The following is a 17,243-nucleotide window of genomic DNA, read 5'->3' as shown; positions in this document are numbered from 1 at the left end:
GTCGGCTCGACCAAATCACTGGGCGCCATCACCATCGTCAGCGCCGCCGATGTCACCACCAGTTCCACCCTGAACATCGCCTCCCTGACCCAGACGGCGGGATCGGGGACGACAACCTTTGGCGGGGCCGTGACCAGCAGTGCCGTCGCAGGACTGGACCTGACCGGAACCGCCTTCACCTTCAACGAGGCCGTCACCACCGCTTCATCCGGAACGATCAAAATCAATAATTCCGGGCTTCTGACCTTCAAAACGGGGATCAGTCTCAATCCGGACGGCGCCTTCACCCAGACCGGCGCGGGTGCGTTCACCATTGGCGGCAACATCACCACGACCAATGATGACATTTCTTTCGCCAAGGCGGTCACACTGACGGCAAACTCCGAATTTTCCACGGGATCGGGGGCGGGCACCATCACCTTCGGCAATACCCTCGACGGCACCTCGGGCAGCGAAACCCTGAAACTGACCGCCGGTACAGGCAACATCCTTTTCACCGGAGCGGTCGGCTCGACCAAATCACTGGGCGCCATCACCATCGTCAGCGCCGCCGATGTCACCACCAGTTCCACCTTGAACATCGCCTCCCTGACCCAGACGGCAGGATCGGGGACGACGACCTTCGGCGGGGCCGTGACCAGCAGCGCCGCCACCGGCCTGGATCTGACCGGAACCGCCTTTACTATCAACGGTTCCATCACCACCGCTTCATCCGGAACCCTCAAGGTCAACAACTCCGGGCTCCTGACCATCAATTCGGGAATCAACCTTAATCTGGACGGTTCCTTCACCCAGACCGGCGCGGGTGCGGTCGCCATCGGCGGCAACATCACCACCTCCAATGATGACATCTCCTTCGCCAAGGCGGTCACCCTGACAGCCAACACCGAACTTTCCACGGGATCGGGGACGGGCACGATCACGTTCAACACCACCCTCGACGGCACCTCGGGCAGCGAAACCCTGAAACTGACTGCCGGTACAGGGAACATCCTGTTTACCGGGGCGGTCGGTTCGACCAAAGCGCCGGGGGCCATCACCATCGTCAGCGCCGCCAATGTCACCACCAACTCCACCTTGAACATCGCCTCCCTGACCCAGACGGCGGGATCGGGGACGACGACCTTTGACGGGGCCGTGACCAGCAGCAGCGCCACCGGCCTGGATCTGACCGGAACCGCCTTCACCTTCAACGAGGCCATCACCACCGCTTCATCCGGAACCCTCAAGGTCAACAACTCCGGACTCCTGACCTTCAAAACGGGGATCAATCCAGGTCTTGACGGTTCCTTCACCCAGACCGGATCAGGCGCGGTCACCCTTGGCGGCAACATCACCACCACCAATGATGACATTTCTTTCGCCAAAGCGGTCACACTGACGGCAAACTCCGAATTTTCCACGGGATCGGGGGCGGGCACCATCACCTTCGGCAATACCCTCGACGGCACCTCGGGCAGCGAAACCCTGAAACTGACCGCCGGTACGGGCAACATTCTTTTTACCGGGGCGGTCGGCTCGACCAAATCACTGGGCGCCATCACCATCGTCAGCGCCACTGATGTCACCACCAGCTCCACCTTGAACATCGCCTCCCTGACCCAAACGGCGGGATCGGGGACGACAACCTTCGGCGGGACCGTGACCAGCAGCGCCGCCACGGGACTGGACCTGACCGGAACCGCCTTCACCTTCAACGAGGCCGTCACCACCGCTTCATCCGGAACCCTCAAAGTCAACAATTCCGGACTCCTGACCATCAAATCGGGAATCAAGCTTAATCTGGACGGTTCCTTCACCCAGACCGGATCAGGCGCGGTCACCCTTGGCGGCAACATCACCACGACCAATGATGATATTTCTTTCGCCAAAGCGGTCACTTTGTCGGCAAACACCGAACTTTCCTCGGGAAGCGCCTCCATTCTGTTCCATTCATCCATCGATTCCGAAGCCGGCACACATCATTCCCTCTTGATCGATGCGTCCGGAAACAATACAACCTTCAAAGGGGATCTGGGATCCCTGACCCGGATCGGTGGCATAAAATCACTTTCCGATTCGGGGACCATGACTTTTCATGGAGACATTTTCACGGAAGGGAGCGATGTTCAATTTTCGGGCACCGGTAAAACCATCTCCGTCGAGACCGTCGATGGCAGGACCTTCCAAATCGATACCGGCAGAGATGGCGCCACATCGACGTCGGGATCGATCACGTTCGGAAGTTCCACCACCCTGAAATCAAGCAATGCACACCTGAAGTTTGATGCCAGTGGCAGTCAGGGAGGCAGTGTCACGCTTCCCAACGACCTCACCGCGGCAAGCGTGACGGCCAAAGGAAACACCATGAGGCTGGGCAATATCACCGCCACGGGCACCCAATCCAGCGATGGTTCCGTGACCGTCGAAGCCACCGACACCACGATTTTTGGAACCAAGATCCTCGCACACGGAAACGTCGATTTTTCAAAAAACAGCAAAATCATTCTGGAAAACAATCTTGCCATTTCCACCGATTCTTCCCCGACCAACGGTCGCGGTGGGAACATCACCTTTTCAAAGTCCGGCAGCATCGACGGGGCTCTGGTGGCAACGGCGTCGTCGGACAGGTCACTATTGAGGTCCGTTTCCCAGGACGTTTCTCTGACCATTGATGCCGCCTCTCAATCCGCAACCCCTGGCGCCATCGATCTTCCCAGCATTGGACAGACGACCCCATTGGCCAGTTTGCAGGTTGATGGCGGTCTGATCACGGTTCATGGGGGTATCGCCACCAGTGGCGGGGATGTCCGTTTTCACCAGAACTCATCCGCTGGTGATCTTAGGGTTGTCACTCTTGGCGACCGTTATTTCTGTAATGCCACACTGTGCGCCGAACTCGATACCACCCCTGTTTTCCGCATTGCCACCAATGGCGGCGACATCACCTTCAACAAGATTTCCGCTGCAAATGGAACTGGCGGAATCGATGATTTCCTGAATGTCGAACTTCTTGCGGGGATCCCCGATTCCCCCCTGAACGCCGCCGATACGAAAAACGATCTTCAAGACAAATTCACCAAATCGAATGGCGGTCGCATCAATGGCGAGTTGGATGTCTGGAATGCGACGCTTACCGGTTCCGGAGGGGCCTTGACCGGGGAAATTCACAGCACACGAAGTCTTTATCGCTATCTGGATACAGAACATCAGGCGGCTGCGGAAACCATCTTCACCTTTCCGACACCCCAGAGTTATTTTACCTTCAACGGTCTGACCGTTCCCGGCCTTGGCGCCCCAAAAACAAAACCCGGTCCCTATGACAACCTGAACCGTGGTTCGCTCGACCTATTGCCCAAACGGACTTCCGGAAAGGAATGGATCCTGGATACGTCGAAAAATCCTGTTCTCTACAGAGCCATGGAAAACATGATTGAAAAAATAAATAACGGCAATGGCGCAATTCCAGAATCAACTCTTAGAAAGATTCCTGCCAAGTCGAAATCTACAACGAACACAAAAACAGACTTTCATATGGTCATTATTGGTGTTGAGAAACATGAAAAATTGCAGAAAGGCCAAATGAGATTCTGGAAAGATATGCCTGGCACCGAAAATGGTGTTGCTACTTTATCGAAATTATTCGAAAATTTTGGCTATCATGTTGTCACGCTTATGGATCCACAGAGTACCGAGAAAGATCCACAGAATACCAAAAAGGATCCTCAAATAAAACAATCGAAAGATGATATTCTTGATACCATTAGAAAATTCCCAATCAGTGGAAATCAAAAACAATACCTGATTATATATTTTGCTGGCCATGGTCTTATTCATGAGGGAGATAGCTACTTGCTTGCAAGTGACTCAGTTATTGGAACCGATCATGTCATGCAAGGTGCAATATCTATGAAGGATATCAAAGATGCTGCAAAGCACATCTTGAATAGCAATACCGAAATACTAGTCATTCCAGAATCATGCCAACCTAGTATTATGTCTGCACAGAAAACAGAAATACAATCAATGACGCCTGTGCGTCCATTTTCCAATCTTCCTGTTTCCAATGATAAAAATAATGAACTTCCAACATTTTTTTCCCAGTCCTTGCGTGATGCTTTAGTCATATTAAGTCTTGCGCCTGAGGAATATTCAACCGCCATGTCAGTCTTCAAGATAATTCAAGACAGATACCGTGGATGGGTCTTGTCGAATTCTTCCGACGGGATCTATGATCCAAAAGTTTCCTACTCGGATGCTACTAAAGATAAAAAAGAACAGATACCCTATATATTCAGGACGCGCAAAAAATAAAGTCGATAACCAATTTTCCAGGATTGCGAGACCATGCATACTTTGATCGTGAAACTTATCGTTCCACTGGCCATCATCTTTCCACTAACTGCCAGAGGAGGAGTAATTACAGATTATGAGTGCAATGTAGTTGATGATGATTGCGAGATCTTGGAAACAGAAGTTAAGTGTAAAAATGGCGAACATAAAAGAGAAAAATTAATAAGCAATAGACAAAGATATTTCTCAAATGTAGGCTATTGTACAAAGCTTCCTGCTGTTAATGATCTTAATAACAAGAATAGCAGCACTAGTGAAAGTTATGGTACACAATAATATTAATATATAACACTTTTTCATGATAATAGCGCATAGCTACCATATTTGAGAAGCTATGCGCTATCATTCGGAGATCAAACAATGGGATGTACTATTGATCTTATTAGATGCCTTCAAGGAAAAATGCGTTCATTTTTTAAATACTTAAGAAATATATTCTTACCTGGAACACACGAACCGTCCGACTGCGAGCGATATAATATCCTTGCTGGAGTTTCGGTTGGAATATTCACTTTTATTTCCATATTAAGTTTTGGTCTTTCGACTAAATATTATTATTCTCTCTACCATCTCTACGGCATCGATTTCACAGAAATTTCAATACCTATGCATCTACTAGCCTATCGTTCGGCAATGCTTTTCCGATTTAAAGATCTTTCTTCCCTATTCATAATGTTTATTATAACTATAATATATTCTCTATTTGTTGTCGAATATTATTGCAACAAGAATGGACGAACGTCTATTCAAATATTTGGCGTTACCATGATAATCCCATTGGCATTTTTTACATTCGCTCTTGGATCGTCTCAATATGAAAACATGGCACGTACACGTTTTTTCTCAGAAATCTACGATCGTAACTCCTACTTGAGAAGGTTGAACGTAACACTGAAAGAAGATTCCAATGACCCTACTTTAATACGCCTTAAAAATGGGTGTTATTTTGAAATTATTTCAACAGGACAATATATCTATGCGTTGCTCGATCCAACAATAGATAATGGAATTGAAAACCTGAATGAACTTGACGAAAACATTATGAAAGAAATAGAGGATGAATGCAATAGTCACAATGGCAATAAAAAACTAAAATGCAAAGAGAAGAATGTGGAGGAACGAGAACAGTTCAAAAGATCGTTACTGCTGAAGGACGATTCCATCCCATTGGATGACACCATTGAAACATTCCAGAGGATAACTACCATATCACAGTTCCCACTTGATTTATTCAAAGAAGTAAGCAAAAGACCTCAAGGAGAGTCTCTCCCCGATCAATGCAAAAATAAAGAAAAAGACCCGGCATCTCCAAATAAAACACCTAAAGATAAAAAAAATGCCGTTCAAGAAACTCGGCCACCTTCGCCAACCCCTGGAACGCTCCCTCGTTCCAGGGAACCCCAAGCAAACCAGCCTCCCTGTTCAACCAAGTGATCTGCCGTTTGGCATAGCGACGGCTTTCCATCTTGGCCCGTGCCACTGCCTCCTCCAGGGGACAAAGGCCATCAAAAAAGGCAAACAATTGCCGATAGCCGACCGCCTTCATGGCGGGATGTTCCCGATCAAACCCTGCCTGCCACAAGGATTGGACCTCCCGCAAAAGACCACGTTCGAGCATGTCGTCAAAGCGAGCCTCGATCCGTCGATAGAGTGTTTCGCGTGGCCACTGAAGCGCCAGTTTGAGGATCGGCCAGGAAGGCGGCGTCGGCTGCTGCCGTTGCCACCGACTCAGGGGAATGCCGGTCGCCAAAACGACGGCCAAACCCTGGCTGATCCTCTGCGAATCGTTTTCCTTGATGCGTTGCGCCAGTTCCGGGTCCAGGCGTGTCAAGCGTTCGTGAAGACGGGGCCAGCCAAATCGTCCCCCCTCCTCGCGAAGAACCTGCCGAATCGCTGGATCAATGGAAGGCATACAGGCCAAACCCCGTTCCACGGCGCGGAAATAAAGTCCACTCCCGCCAACAAACAAAGGAACGACCTGTCTCGCATGGCAATCAGCGATGACCTTCCAGGCATCGGCACGATAACGGTCGGCGGAATAAACCTCCGGCGGCGCCACGACATCCAGTAAATGATGCCGAACCGCTTCCCGTTCCTCCCATGTCGGCTTGGCCGACCCCAAATCAAATCCACGATAGATCTGCACCGAATCGGCGTTGACGATTTCCATGCCATACTGCCGGGCCAACGCCATACCCAGAGCACTTTTTCCCGAAGCCGTGGGGCCCATGAGAAACACCACCGGCCCCAGGGATGCCCCCTCTGGCACATCCGGTGAAAAAAAATCGCTCATGAACCGAAGTTTCCTTGGATAATTCGCAACGGAAGGTACTCTGTCCGGATCGGATCCGGCACGACCATCATCCTGCGGTATCGCGTCAAGGATCGTGAAAGAGAGGCGCCATGTTGCTCAAAGAGAAAATCGCCCTGGTCACCGGGGCAGGGTCGGGCATCGGTCGGGCGGTCGCGGAACTTTTCGCCCGCGAGGGGGCCTGGGTCATCCTCCTGGGACGAACCCAAAGCCGTCTGGAAGAAACCTCGGATCGTATCGGCGACGCCGGCGGTCGTTCGAGCATCGCCCCCCTCGACCTTGAAAATGGCCTCGCTCGCGTCCCCGAGGTGGTCGCGGCGCTGAATGATCGCTTCGGACGCCTGGACCTGCTGGTCAACAACGCCGCAACGCTCGGAACCCTGACACCCCTGGAACATTACGAAGCCGTCCTGTGGGAACAGGTTTTCCGAATCAACGTCACCGCCCCCTTCTTTCTCACCCGCGAACTGCTCCCCCTTTTAAAACGCAGTCCATCCGCCTCGGTCATCAATGTTGTCTCTGGAGTGGCACACCAGGGGCGAGCCTTCTGGGGCGCCTACGCCGCATCGAAAGCAGCGCTTGCCAACCTGACGGAAACCTGGGCCGGGGAATTTTCCCAACCGTCAATCCGCTTCAATACCGTCAACCCCGGCGCCACCGCCACCACCATGCGCGCTCAGGCCTTCCCCGGAGAAAATCCCGCCACCTTGCCTACCCCGGAACAGGTGGCCCGTGTCTTTCTCTACCTTGCATCCGATTGCTCAAGAGATGTCCACGGCCAGCACCTTAACGCCCGCGATTGGTTGACCTGGCAGCCCAGTCCCTGATGGTGACGACTGTCATCACAAAACCATAAGGTTAAACAATATGAAGCACTTTAATAACTCTATCTCAGCCCCTTGACCCCACCGGGCGGTTTGGCGCTGAAGATCTGGGTCATCATGGAGATACTCTCCGCCATGGGACACCCCTCGCGCACCGGCTGCCGCAGGAAAGCGCGGATCGGCTCGATCAATTGGATCGCCCGGTCGATGCGCGGGTTGCTACCGGCGACATAGGCGCCAATGTTGATCATGTCCTCGGCGCGGACATAGGCGGCCAGGGATTCGCGGACCTGACCGGCCCAGCGAATCTGCTCCTCGTCCACCAGGTCGGTCATGAGCCGCGAAATCGATGCCAGGACATCCAACGCCGGATAATGGTTGGCCGAAGCCAAATCCCGTGACAAAACAAAATGCCCGTCCAGAATACCGCGCACCGCATCGACGATCGGATCCTGAAGGTCATCTCCCTCCATCAATACCGTATAGAGCCCGGTGATCGACCCATGCCCCTGGTCGCGTCCCGCCCGTTCCAACAAACGCGGCAACAGCATGAAGGTCGAGGGGGGATAACCACGACTCGTCGGCGGTTCACCTCGGGCCAGACCAATCTCCCGCTGCGCCATTGCAAATCGGGTCACCGAATCCATCAGCAACAAGACATGCTGCTCCCTGGCGCGAAAATATTCGGCAATGGCGGTCGCCAGAAAGGCCGCCCGCAACCGCAATAACGGCGGTTGGTCCGAGGTGGCCACCACCACCACCGACCGCGACATCCCTTCCGGCCCCAAATCCTTTTCCAGAAACTCCACCACCTCCCGTCCCCGCTCGCCAACCAGGCCGATGACGTTGACATCCGCCTCGGTATACCGCGCCATCATCCCAAGCAGCGTGCTCTTGCCAACGCCCGATCCGGAAAAAATGCCGATCCGTTGTCCCCGTCCCAGGGTCAACAAGGCATTGATGGCACGAATGCCGATGTCCAACGGTTGATCGATCCGCCGCCGCAACATGGGATTGATGGGATCGGAATAGAGCGGTGTCCATTCGTGGGTGTGTATCGGCGGCCCATTGTCGATGGGTTGACCCAAGGGGCCCAAAACCCGCCCCAACAGTTCCGGACCAACCCCCACCTTTTCCGACTGGCTCTCGGAAACGATGACACTGCCCGGATGGACCCCCTTGAGCGAGCCCAACGGCATCAACAACAATGAATTATTACGAAATCCAACCACCTCCGCCTTGAGCGGCTCCCCTTCCCCCTCGGGCAACACCTCGCACAGATCCCCGATCGAAGCCGCCGGTCCCGTCCCCTCGATCAAAAGACCCACCACCTGGGACACCCGACCCACCCGGCGCAAGCCAAGCCCCATCCGGGCATTGTTGCCATATTCCTCCCAAGGAATCTGCCCCGAGGTCATCATGACTGGCCCCCGTTCTTCTCCCGTTGGGCTTCCAGGGCTTCGATCAACCCCGCAAACTCCGGGTCCAGGCCATAATCTTCCCCAGGTTCCTCCAATTCGGTCGCCAATTCACCCTCGTCCAACCCTGAAACCTCCAGTTCCCCTTCCCGATCCATCTCCGGTCCCGAGGGAGCCAGATCCTCGTCCATACCCGGTTTCAGACCCGCCGACGCCAATTCTTTCTCCCATTCATCTTCCAGCCCCGCCGCTTCCGTCCCCTCCTCCGGTTCCAGAGCCACCGACTCCAGTCCCTCTTCCAGATCCGATTCCAGCCCAGAGTGCTCGTTCACATCATCCATCGGAGCTTCGTCGGGGACCGCCAGCGCCGCCGCCCGTGCCGCTGCCGCCATCGCCGCCAATCCCTGAACCGCCAATGGCGGACGCTCCGCCTCCAGGGAACGAATCGCCCGAGTCGCGGCGCCATCGGCCAGATCGGCATGGGGACCCGCCGACAGCCTTTGTTGCAAAAACTTCCGGATTTGCATCTCCACCGCCTGCAACTGTTCCTCGATCAGATCCTCCAATCCGCCGAAATCACTCTCCATGACCACCGATCCCGGCTTCACACCCGCGTCGGCCTCCAGACGAACACCCGGAAATTGATTGCACTCCTTGATGATCTCGTAAATCTCCGGGGCAATGCGCAACACGATCTCCCGCCGTCCGGCGGCGTTCTTGAGAATTCTCCGGATCCGATGGGTAATCTCCTCGGGATGAACGCTCAGTTCATGCGCCAGAAGTTCCCGCGTCAACATCAGGCAGGTCTCGACCAGAAAACGTTCCGAGGCGGCAAAAATTCGTTCCGGCAATCCATCCAGCGACCGCAACAGACTCTCCAATTGCGGCAGGACCCGGTTGATCTCCTGGCGCATCTTCTGTTCGCCAATCTCCAGACCCGCCTGTTGGGCCTCGGCATAGACCTTCTGATAGAGTTCGCGCTCCATCTCCTCCATGCGCCGCGCGTGGATTTCCTCGAGAGGAACCGCAACGACCTCGACCTTGCGCCGGATCTCGGGGAGACGGCCATTGGGCATGTAGCGGATGAAGGTTTCCCCTTTTTCGCCCGCCTGCTCCTGTTGTTCCAACAGGTCGGTATAGAGCAATCGGCGCAACAGATCGCCCTGGCTTTCCTCGTTTCGAATCAACGCACCACCAGCCGACACCATGGCCTGACTCCCTTTTATCCCAATGTCCGACGCTTACAGGACCACGTCGTCGGAACCCTTGCCCATGATGACAATCGCCCCTTCCGATTCCAGTTTTCTGGCAATCTTGAGAATCCCCTGCTGCGCCGCCTCGACATCGGATACCTTGACCGGTCCCATCATCTCCAGGTCCTCGCGCAACATTTCCGCCGCCCGCTCCGACATGTTGAGGAAGAACTTCTCCTTGAGGCGATCGTCGGCCCCCTTGAGCGCCGAAAGCAGCTCGTCGTTGGAAATTTCCCGCAACAACGTCTGGAAGCTCTTGTCGTCCATGAGCAAGAGGTCCTCGAACAGGAACATCTCCTTGCGCACCTCCTCGGCCAGGGGATTGTCCTCCTCGTCGAGATAGGCCAACAGCTTGTCCGAAAGGTCCCGGCTCATCATGTTGAGCAGTTCCGCCACCTTCTTGACACCACCACCACCCTCCTGGGCATAGCTGCCACGGGTCGCCCCCAGGGCGTTGAGTTCGGTCAACAACGATTCCTCGATGTCCATCAGCGCCCCGGGTGGCAGATTTCCCAGGCGCGCCATGCGATAGACCACCTCCTGCTGGATGTCGTGGGCCAGAAAATCGATGACGAACGAAGCCTGTTCCAGTTGCAATTGCGACAGGATCAGGGCAATGCTCTGCGGATGCTCGTTGGCCAGAAAAGTTGCCACAAGCGTCGGTTCCATGGAGTTGAGAATCTCCCAGGGGGTATTCTTCGGCCCCTGCTGCAACTCCTTGAGCAACTGCCGCCCCTTCTCCTTGCCCAGGGCCTTCATCACCAGGTCCTTCACCTTCCCCATGCCGCCACGGACATCGAACTGCTGCAACTCGAACTTGTCGAGAAATTCCTGCCGCACCGCCTGAACCACATCCTGCGACATCACCCCCATCCGCGAAATGGTCCGGGAAATTTCCCGGATTTCATCCTCCTGCAATCCCTCCATGATCTTCTTGGAATCGGCATCCGGCAGCGACAATAAAAAGACCGCCGCCTTCTCCTTGCCACTCAAACGGACACGTCGGGGTGTGGATTTTTTCACTTCCGAGGAATTCCCCGGCCAAACGATTGTCTCTGCCATGACGTGATCTCTACCTTTGCGCGATTGATTCCAACCCGATTACCTACACCCAACCTCAACCAACCTTGCCTCGCGCCGGACTTAAGGAACAGTCCTGGCCCCATCCACACCCCATCAGGATTCCAAAGCCAGCCACGAACGGATGATCTCCCGGGCATCCTCCACATGTTCGGTGATCATCTGCGAGGTCAGCTTGATGTTGCGATCGGGAACCCGCATGCGAATCGGTTGTTCCGTCGGCAACGTGCCGATCCCTTCCGCCAGGAGTTGCTCTTCCAGTTCGGCAACCGCCGCGGGGACGCCACTGGTGTCGGCGGACAGTTCGTTTTGCAGAAGTTTCTGTACCATGGGCCGCAGGACAATGAAGAGAATCAGGAGAATGACCGCCACCAGACCCACCTGCATCCAGAACGCCGGGGTCTTCCAGAAGGGAATTCCCTCTTCCTCGGAGGAAACCAGAGGAGCAAACGGGGTCTCCGACACCTCGATGGTATCCCCCCGATCCGCCCGGAATCCCACCGCCTGCTCGACAATTTTCTTCAGGCCGTTCAATTCCTCCTCGGTCCGCTTGACATACTGCATCGGACCATCCCCCTGTTCCGGCTTCTCCATCTTGCCATCAACCAGAACGGCAATCGACAGCCTCCGGATGGTCCCCACCGGAAGAACGGTTTTTTCAACCTTCTTGGAAATTTCATAGTTGATGGTTTCACGTTCCACCGACCGAGCCTGATTGGAACCCGACCCCCCGGAACCGCCGCGATCATTGGCATCGTTGGGGCGAACACCCGGAGCGCCACTGACACCAAATTCCCCCTTGCTGGTCTCGGTCGAAGTCTGCTCGCTCCGGGCCACCTGACCATCGGGATTGAATATTTCCTCCTGACGCTCCACCCGGGCCAGATCCAGATCGGCGGTGATCCGGACGATGCTGCGGCTGATGCCGCTGGCATTGATGCCGATGATCTTGTCAAGCATCGCCTGGGCACGCAGTTCCAACGATTTTTCCACCTGCTTTTGCATGTCCATCGATTCGTCCGCGGCCATTCGGCCATCCGCCGCGACCTCCCGCCCTCCGGCGACCAGATTGCCCTGGTGATCCAACAGCGTCACCTGCGACTCATCCAGCCCCTCCACCGCCGCCGCCACCAGATGGACAATCCCTTCCGCCTGCCGGGCGTTCAACGGACGAACCAGTTCCATGACCACCGATGCCGTCGCCGGACGCTCCTCGGTGACAAACAACGATTGCTTGGGCAGAACCAGATGGACCCGGGCCTTGCTGACCACATCGATGCTTTCGATGGTCCGGGCCAGTTCCCCCTGCAACGCCCGTTGATAGTTCGTCCGTTGCATGAAATCGGTCATGCCCACCAGATTGCCCTGATCGAAAACCTCGAACCCCAATCCCGTCCCCTTCTTCGGCAGCCCGAGGGTCGCCATTTCAAGGCGCAGGTCATAGACCCGGTCGGCGGGGACCTCAATGGAATTCCCACCGAGACCCAACTGATAGGGAACGTTAAGTTTGTTGAGTTCCTCGACCACCCTCCCCGCCTCCGCCTCCGGAAGTCCCGAGAAAAGAACCTTGTAGGAGGGACGGGTGACAAACCAGATGACGGCCGTCAACGCGATAACGGTGGCGATGATCGCCACGATCAACCCGTTGCGTCCACCCAGGGGCAGATTCTCCAGAAACCGCGTGAAGGCTTCCGCCGGACTCTCGTTCCGACCGGCAAGTGGAGATGCGGATATCGCGGATTCAGCCATGGTCTGTCCTCATATTCAATTTATTGGAATGGTCTCGTCCGTTTCACGTTTGTAAACCGGCGCCGGCATCGATGACCGACATCACGCCATCAAACCGGCATGCTCATCACTTCCCGATACACATCCAAAGCCTTGTTGCGTACCTGAAGCAGCAACCTCATATGGAGTTCCGCTTCCGAGGCGGCAATCTGGGCTTCATGAATGCTCACCCCCGCATTGCCCAACAGCGCCCGCTCGCTCAAATCCTTGGCCCGCTTCTCCATCCGGTCGGTCTCCTTGATCTGGCGGCCCAGAAGGACCGAAAACTCCTCCCAGGGATCACCATTCTGGGTCCCCGCCGCCGAAAGCGTGGTCAGATTGGGAAGCGTCACCTGGCCGATCGATGGAATGTTCATGATTCATGATTCCCTTATTTGCCGATTTCCAGGGCCTTGAGCGCCATGGCCTTGGAGGCGTTGAGCACGGTTACATTGGATTCGTAGGAACGACTCGCCGACATCATGTTGACCATCTCGGTCACCATGTCGATGTTGGGCATGGCAACATAGCCATCGGCGTTGGCATCGGGATGGTTGGGGTCGTACTGCATCCGCGGCGGTCGTTCGTCCACCTGGATGCGCTCGACCGATACCCCGGTCGCCCCGGCAATCTCCTCCTGACTCAGCATTTCCTTGAACGGCTTGGCGGCGAAAATGGGATCCTTGCGCTTGTAGGGTCCCCCTTCGGCGGTACGGGTGGTCTGGGCGTTGGCGACGTTCTCGGCAATGATGTTCATCCTGAGCCGCTCTGCCGCCAACCCCGACGAGGTCACCCGAAACGAATTGAGAAAATCCATCGGTCACATCTCCCTGGCCCGAAACGTTGACTTCAGCGTCCCTCGATCACCATCCTCATGGTGGAAATTTGACCGTTCAACGATTGGGCGGCATAGTTGTAAAGCAGTTGGTTGGCCGCCTGCATCGCCATTTCCTGTTCCAGATCGACGCTGTTGAGATCCCCCTTGGGAATGGGAATCTCCACCGCCTGCATCTCCCCCGCCACCGGACCGTCGTAGGGAACGGGCATGTGTTTGCCACTGGTCCGGGCAACCGGAAGGGAACCGGGAGGCGGCAGGGCCTTGGCCATCTCATCCTCGAATTCGAGACGCATCGCCTTGTATCCGGGGGTATCGACGTTGGCTACGTTGGCCGCGATCAGTTCCTGACGTTCATGTCTCAAGTTCAGAAGATTGGTCTTGAACGCCCCCGCGGGGCCCAGCAATCCCAGTCCGGCCATGATTTTTCTCCATGTCAAATCGTTGGCGAAAGGCCTGCGTCGCCTTTTACGCAACAATGAGAAAAGCATGGAGCATGCCAAGACTGGTTATCGAATTCGAGTCGTCAACCAGGGGGAGGAAGCGGAGGAGGCAGAGGATCGTCAACCCAATGGGCGCTTCGGCAAAGGCGGCGCCGGATAACGACCGACCTTGGCGTTCCAATAAGCCCATGAACGCGGGTCGATGATTCCATGCGGCGCATGGTCAAGGGCTTCCCTGAGGTCATCATCACTCAAGAAATTTCGCAAGATTTTCATATCCTCGTGCGTCGCGCGCGCCAAGGCATACGCCACGAACCGACAAGCATCCGACAAGGCCTCTTCCGGCGCCTCGAACCAGACGAGACGACGTGCCAGGGCTTCCGTATCCGGTGTCAGGGGAATGGTCTTCATCGAGAAAAGCCCCAGTCATAGTTAAGATTCCCGCAAAAACCACGCGGAAATCTTGCTTCGGGTGAAATGGCGCGTAAAAAACAAAATCAAAACCCTTGGGGCAATCCCACAGACCCCTTTTTTCTTTCAATAATTGAACCCGGAGGGTACCTGGGCAGTTACCAGAATGAGAAGACCGATCCCGGCCCACTCCTCAAACATCCATCAAGGTCCTTGCCACCCGTCGGGCCGCCTCGATGGTCGCATCGATCACGGAGTCGTCATGGGCCTGGGAAACGAAGCCCGCCTCGAACTGGCTGGGGGCCAGATAAACGCCCTCGTTCAACATGCCATGGAACCATTTGCGAAAACGGTTCAAGTCACTGGTTTGGGCATCGGCGAAGTCATGCAGTGGATGTTTGTCCGTAAAGAAGAGCCCGAACATGGAACCGGCGCGGGTGATGACATGGGGAATGCCAGCGCTGGTCAGAACCGTGGACACGCCATCGCCCAGACGCTGGCCGCGCCATTCCAGGGTTTCATAAAAACCAGGCCGGGAGATCAGATCGAGCGTCGCCAGACCCGCCGCGGTCGCCAGGGGATTGCCCGAAAGGGTCCCCGCCTGATACACCGGTCCCGCCGGGGCGACCTGTTCCATCAGGTCCCGTCGGCCACCATAGGCCCCCACGGGCAATCCGCCGCCGATAATCTTGCCCAGGGTCGTCAGGTCGGGAGTGATGCCATGATATGCCTGGGCCCCGCCACGGGCGACCCGGAATCCGGTCATGACCTCATCGAAGATCAACAGGGCGCCATGACGCCGGCACAACGTCGCCAGCCCCTGGAGAAAACCGGGTTTGGGAAGAATGCAGCCCATGTTTCCCGCAACCGGTTCGACGATGACGGCGGCAATGTCCGCATCATGCCGCGCGAAAAGTTCGGCCACCCCATCAAGATCATTGTAGGGAAGGGTCCATGTCTGTTGCACCGTGGCCCGTGGCACCCCAGGCGATGAAGGAACCCCGAACGTGGCCAATCCCGAACCGGCCTTGGCCAGAAAGGCATCTCCATGACCATGATAGCACCCCTCGAACATCAATAGGGCATCGCGTCCGGTAACGGCCCGGGCCAGACGAACGGCACTCATCGTCGCCTCGGTTCCCGAATTGACCAGCCGTACCATTTCCATGGATGGCACCTCTTGGGTAATCCGCTCGGCAAGCAAGACCTCCGCCTCGGTCGGGGCGCCAAAAGAGGCGCCACGGCGCAGTGCCTCCAGGACGGCAGCGACCACCTCGGGATGGGCGTGCCCGACGATCATCGGTCCCCACGAACCGACATAGTCGATGTAGCGGCGGCCATCGACATCGATCAGCCACGCCCCCTGGGCGCTCTGAATGAACACGGGGGTCCCCCCCACCGCCTTGAAGGCCCGTACCGGAGAATTGACCCCCCCCGGAATCAACCGTCTGGCCTGGGTAAAAAGATGTTCCGATCTGGACATGGCACCTTCCGCGGCATCGATAAAAGGATTGATTGGAAACAAACACCCACCCCACGCATTGACGAAATACTCATGCAAATATAAAATCAATATCGCCACTTCGACAGGAATTTTCAGAAGTTTTTTCAGCACCGATTCCCAGGATTTCAGGTCTGATCGAAAATGGGTCCGGGAATCGTTTTCCCGGAATGGTTTGAAGCTGTACCGCAGGCTTCAGTCGTACATGCCCCAAGGGCATCATGTTCCCGGGAGCAAACATGTGACCAGCGATGACACGGATCGATGGGATCCATCACAGGTGATGACCGCTCTCGAACATGGGGGCCATCTTGATTCCCATGACAGCGAGGGCTGGACCCCACTGCATCGGGCCATCCAGGAAGAGATGGACAAACTGGCACTCCGCCTGTTGCACGCCGGCGTCGATGTCAACGCCACCGACCACTACCTTTGGACACCGCTCCATTGGGCGACGGTCCGGGGCAACCACCCCCTGGTCCTCATGCTGGTGGAACACGGCGCCAAAGTGGACGCCACCGACCTCGATCTGGAAACGCCGCTGCACTGGGCCGCTTCCTGGAACCATGTGGAAGTGGCACGGACTCTTCTCAGTCACGGCGCCGACATCGAGGCCAGGGACCGCTACGGAGATACCCCGTTTTATCAGGCCTGTCAGGAAGGCAATCTGGAGGTGGCCACGCTGCTGCTCGCCAATGGCGCCCGCTGGGACATCGTCAATCTTGAAGGAAACCAGCCGCTCCACTGCGCCATTTTCTTCGGCCATGACGCCATAACGTCCCTGTTGATCGCCAAGGGAACCAACGTCAACGCTCGAACCCCCACCGGACGCCCACCCCTGCATCTGGCCGTGGAACGCAACAGCCTGGGACTCATCTCGCAACTGCTGCGGGCAGGGGCCGATCCCGCCCTCGCCGATCAGGAGGGTGAAACCGCTTCGGCACTGGCGCTGCGCCTTGACCTCGGGCACCTCGTCCCCTTGCTGGAAGAACATGATGCCCTTCGGGCAAAAAAGTCAAAGGCAAAGTCAAAAACATTGGGGGCTTCGCCCCCAAACCCCCACTGGGA

At 56.0% G+C, this 17,243-nt stretch carries 15 protein-coding genes; 5 read left to right on the top strand and 10 right to left on the bottom strand.

All coding sequences use genetic code 11. From position 1 onward, the window contains the following. The 3 genes from HQL76_16855 to HQL76_16845 form a co-directional block, all read left to right on the top strand. On the top strand, window positions 1-4,293 hold a 4,293-nt coding region (locus tag HQL76_16855; protein ID MBF0110838.1), incomplete at its 5' end, for a hypothetical protein. A gap of 33 nt (window positions 4,294-4,326) precedes the next feature. Beyond that, the gene (locus HQL76_16850; protein MBF0110837.1) at window positions 4,327-4,608 is read left to right on the top strand and encodes a hypothetical protein; all 282 of its coding nucleotides are present in this window, start codon (window positions 4,327-4,329) and stop codon (window positions 4,606-4,608) included. A gap of 84 nt (window positions 4,609-4,692) precedes the next feature. Beyond that, on the top strand, window positions 4,693-5,766 hold the full coding sequence (locus HQL76_16845; protein ID MBF0110836.1) for a hypothetical protein: 1,074 nt from the start codon (window positions 4,693-4,695) through the stop codon (window positions 5,764-5,766). Here the strand turns inward: HQL76_16845 and miaA are convergent. Further along, window positions 5,654-6,625 carry a tRNA (adenosine(37)-N6)-dimethylallyltransferase MiaA gene (miaA, locus tag HQL76_16840; protein ID MBF0110835.1) on the bottom strand — a complete coding sequence of 324 codons (972 nt, stop codon included), beginning with the start codon at window positions 6,623-6,625 and terminating at the stop codon, window positions 5,654-5,656. The genes HQL76_16845 and miaA overlap by 113 nt on opposite strands. Before the next feature lie 110 nt (window positions 6,626-6,735). On the opposite strand from miaA, the gene HQL76_16835 reads away from it, so the two are divergent. Continuing rightward, entirely contained in the window at window positions 6,736-7,470 is a 735-nt protein-coding gene (locus tag HQL76_16835; protein MBF0110834.1) for an SDR family NAD(P)-dependent oxidoreductase, read from the top strand. Window positions 7,471-7,529: 59 nt separating this feature from the next. Here the strand turns inward: HQL76_16835 and HQL76_16830 are convergent, their stop codons facing one another. From HQL76_16830 to hemL, 9 genes are all read right to left on the bottom strand, one after another. After that, entirely contained in the window at window positions 7,530-8,885 is a 1,356-nt protein-coding gene (locus tag HQL76_16830) for a FliI/YscN family ATPase (GenBank protein MBF0110833.1), read from the bottom strand. After that, complete coding sequence (locus HQL76_16825) at window positions 8,885-10,093, bottom strand: hypothetical protein (GenBank protein ID MBF0110832.1); 1,209 nt, start codon at window positions 10,091-10,093, stop codon at window positions 8,885-8,887. The genes HQL76_16830 and HQL76_16825 overlap by 1 nt, the downstream gene beginning before the upstream one ends. 33 nt (window positions 10,094-10,126) lie before the next feature. Further along, window positions 10,127-11,161 (bottom strand): flagellar motor switch protein FliG, encoded by a 1,035-nt coding sequence (gene fliG, locus HQL76_16820; GenBank protein ID MBF0110831.1) that lies wholly within the window; start codon window positions 11,159-11,161, stop codon window positions 10,127-10,129. A gap of 153 nt (window positions 11,162-11,314) precedes the next feature. Then, window positions 11,315-12,967: a flagellar M-ring protein FliF gene (gene fliF, locus HQL76_16815; protein ID MBF0110830.1), complete on the bottom strand. Its 1,653-nt coding sequence runs from the start codon at window positions 12,965-12,967 to the stop codon at window positions 11,315-11,317. An 89-nt stretch (window positions 12,968-13,056) separates the two neighbouring features. Further along, a complete protein-coding gene (fliE, locus tag HQL76_16810) occupies window positions 13,057-13,362 on the bottom strand; it encodes a flagellar hook-basal body complex protein FliE (GenBank protein MBF0110829.1) in 306 nt (101 codons plus the stop codon). 14 nt (window positions 13,363-13,376) lie between these two features. Further along, window positions 13,377-13,802 (bottom strand): flagellar basal body rod protein FlgC, encoded by a 426-nt coding sequence (gene flgC, locus HQL76_16805; GenBank protein MBF0110828.1) that lies wholly within the window; start codon window positions 13,800-13,802, stop codon window positions 13,377-13,379. A 32-nt stretch (window positions 13,803-13,834) separates the two neighbouring features. After that, a complete protein-coding gene (gene flgB / locus HQL76_16800; protein MBF0110827.1) occupies window positions 13,835-14,242 on the bottom strand; it encodes a flagellar basal body rod protein FlgB in 408 nt (135 codons plus the stop codon). Window positions 14,243-14,383: 141 nt separating this feature from the next. Then, the gene (locus HQL76_16795) at window positions 14,384-14,674 is read right to left on the bottom strand and encodes a hypothetical protein (GenBank protein MBF0110826.1); all 291 of its coding nucleotides are present in this window, start codon (window positions 14,672-14,674) and stop codon (window positions 14,384-14,386) included. A 193-nt stretch (window positions 14,675-14,867) separates the two neighbouring features. Continuing rightward, window positions 14,868-16,157, bottom strand: coding sequence for a glutamate-1-semialdehyde 2,1-aminomutase (gene hemL / locus HQL76_16790; GenBank protein ID MBF0110825.1), 1,290 nt, complete (start codon window positions 16,155-16,157; stop codon window positions 14,868-14,870). 301 nt (window positions 16,158-16,458) lie between these two features. Here hemL and HQL76_16785 point away from each other — a divergent pair. Further along, on the top strand, window positions 16,459-17,243 hold a 785-nt coding region (locus HQL76_16785; GenBank protein ID MBF0110824.1), incomplete at its 3' end, for an ankyrin repeat domain-containing protein.

The organism is Magnetococcales bacterium, assembly GCA_015228815.1.
Taxonomy (GTDB): Bacteria; Pseudomonadota; Magnetococcia; order Magnetococcales; family UBA8363; genus UBA8363.
This window is presented reverse-complemented; position numbering and strand designations above follow the sequence as displayed.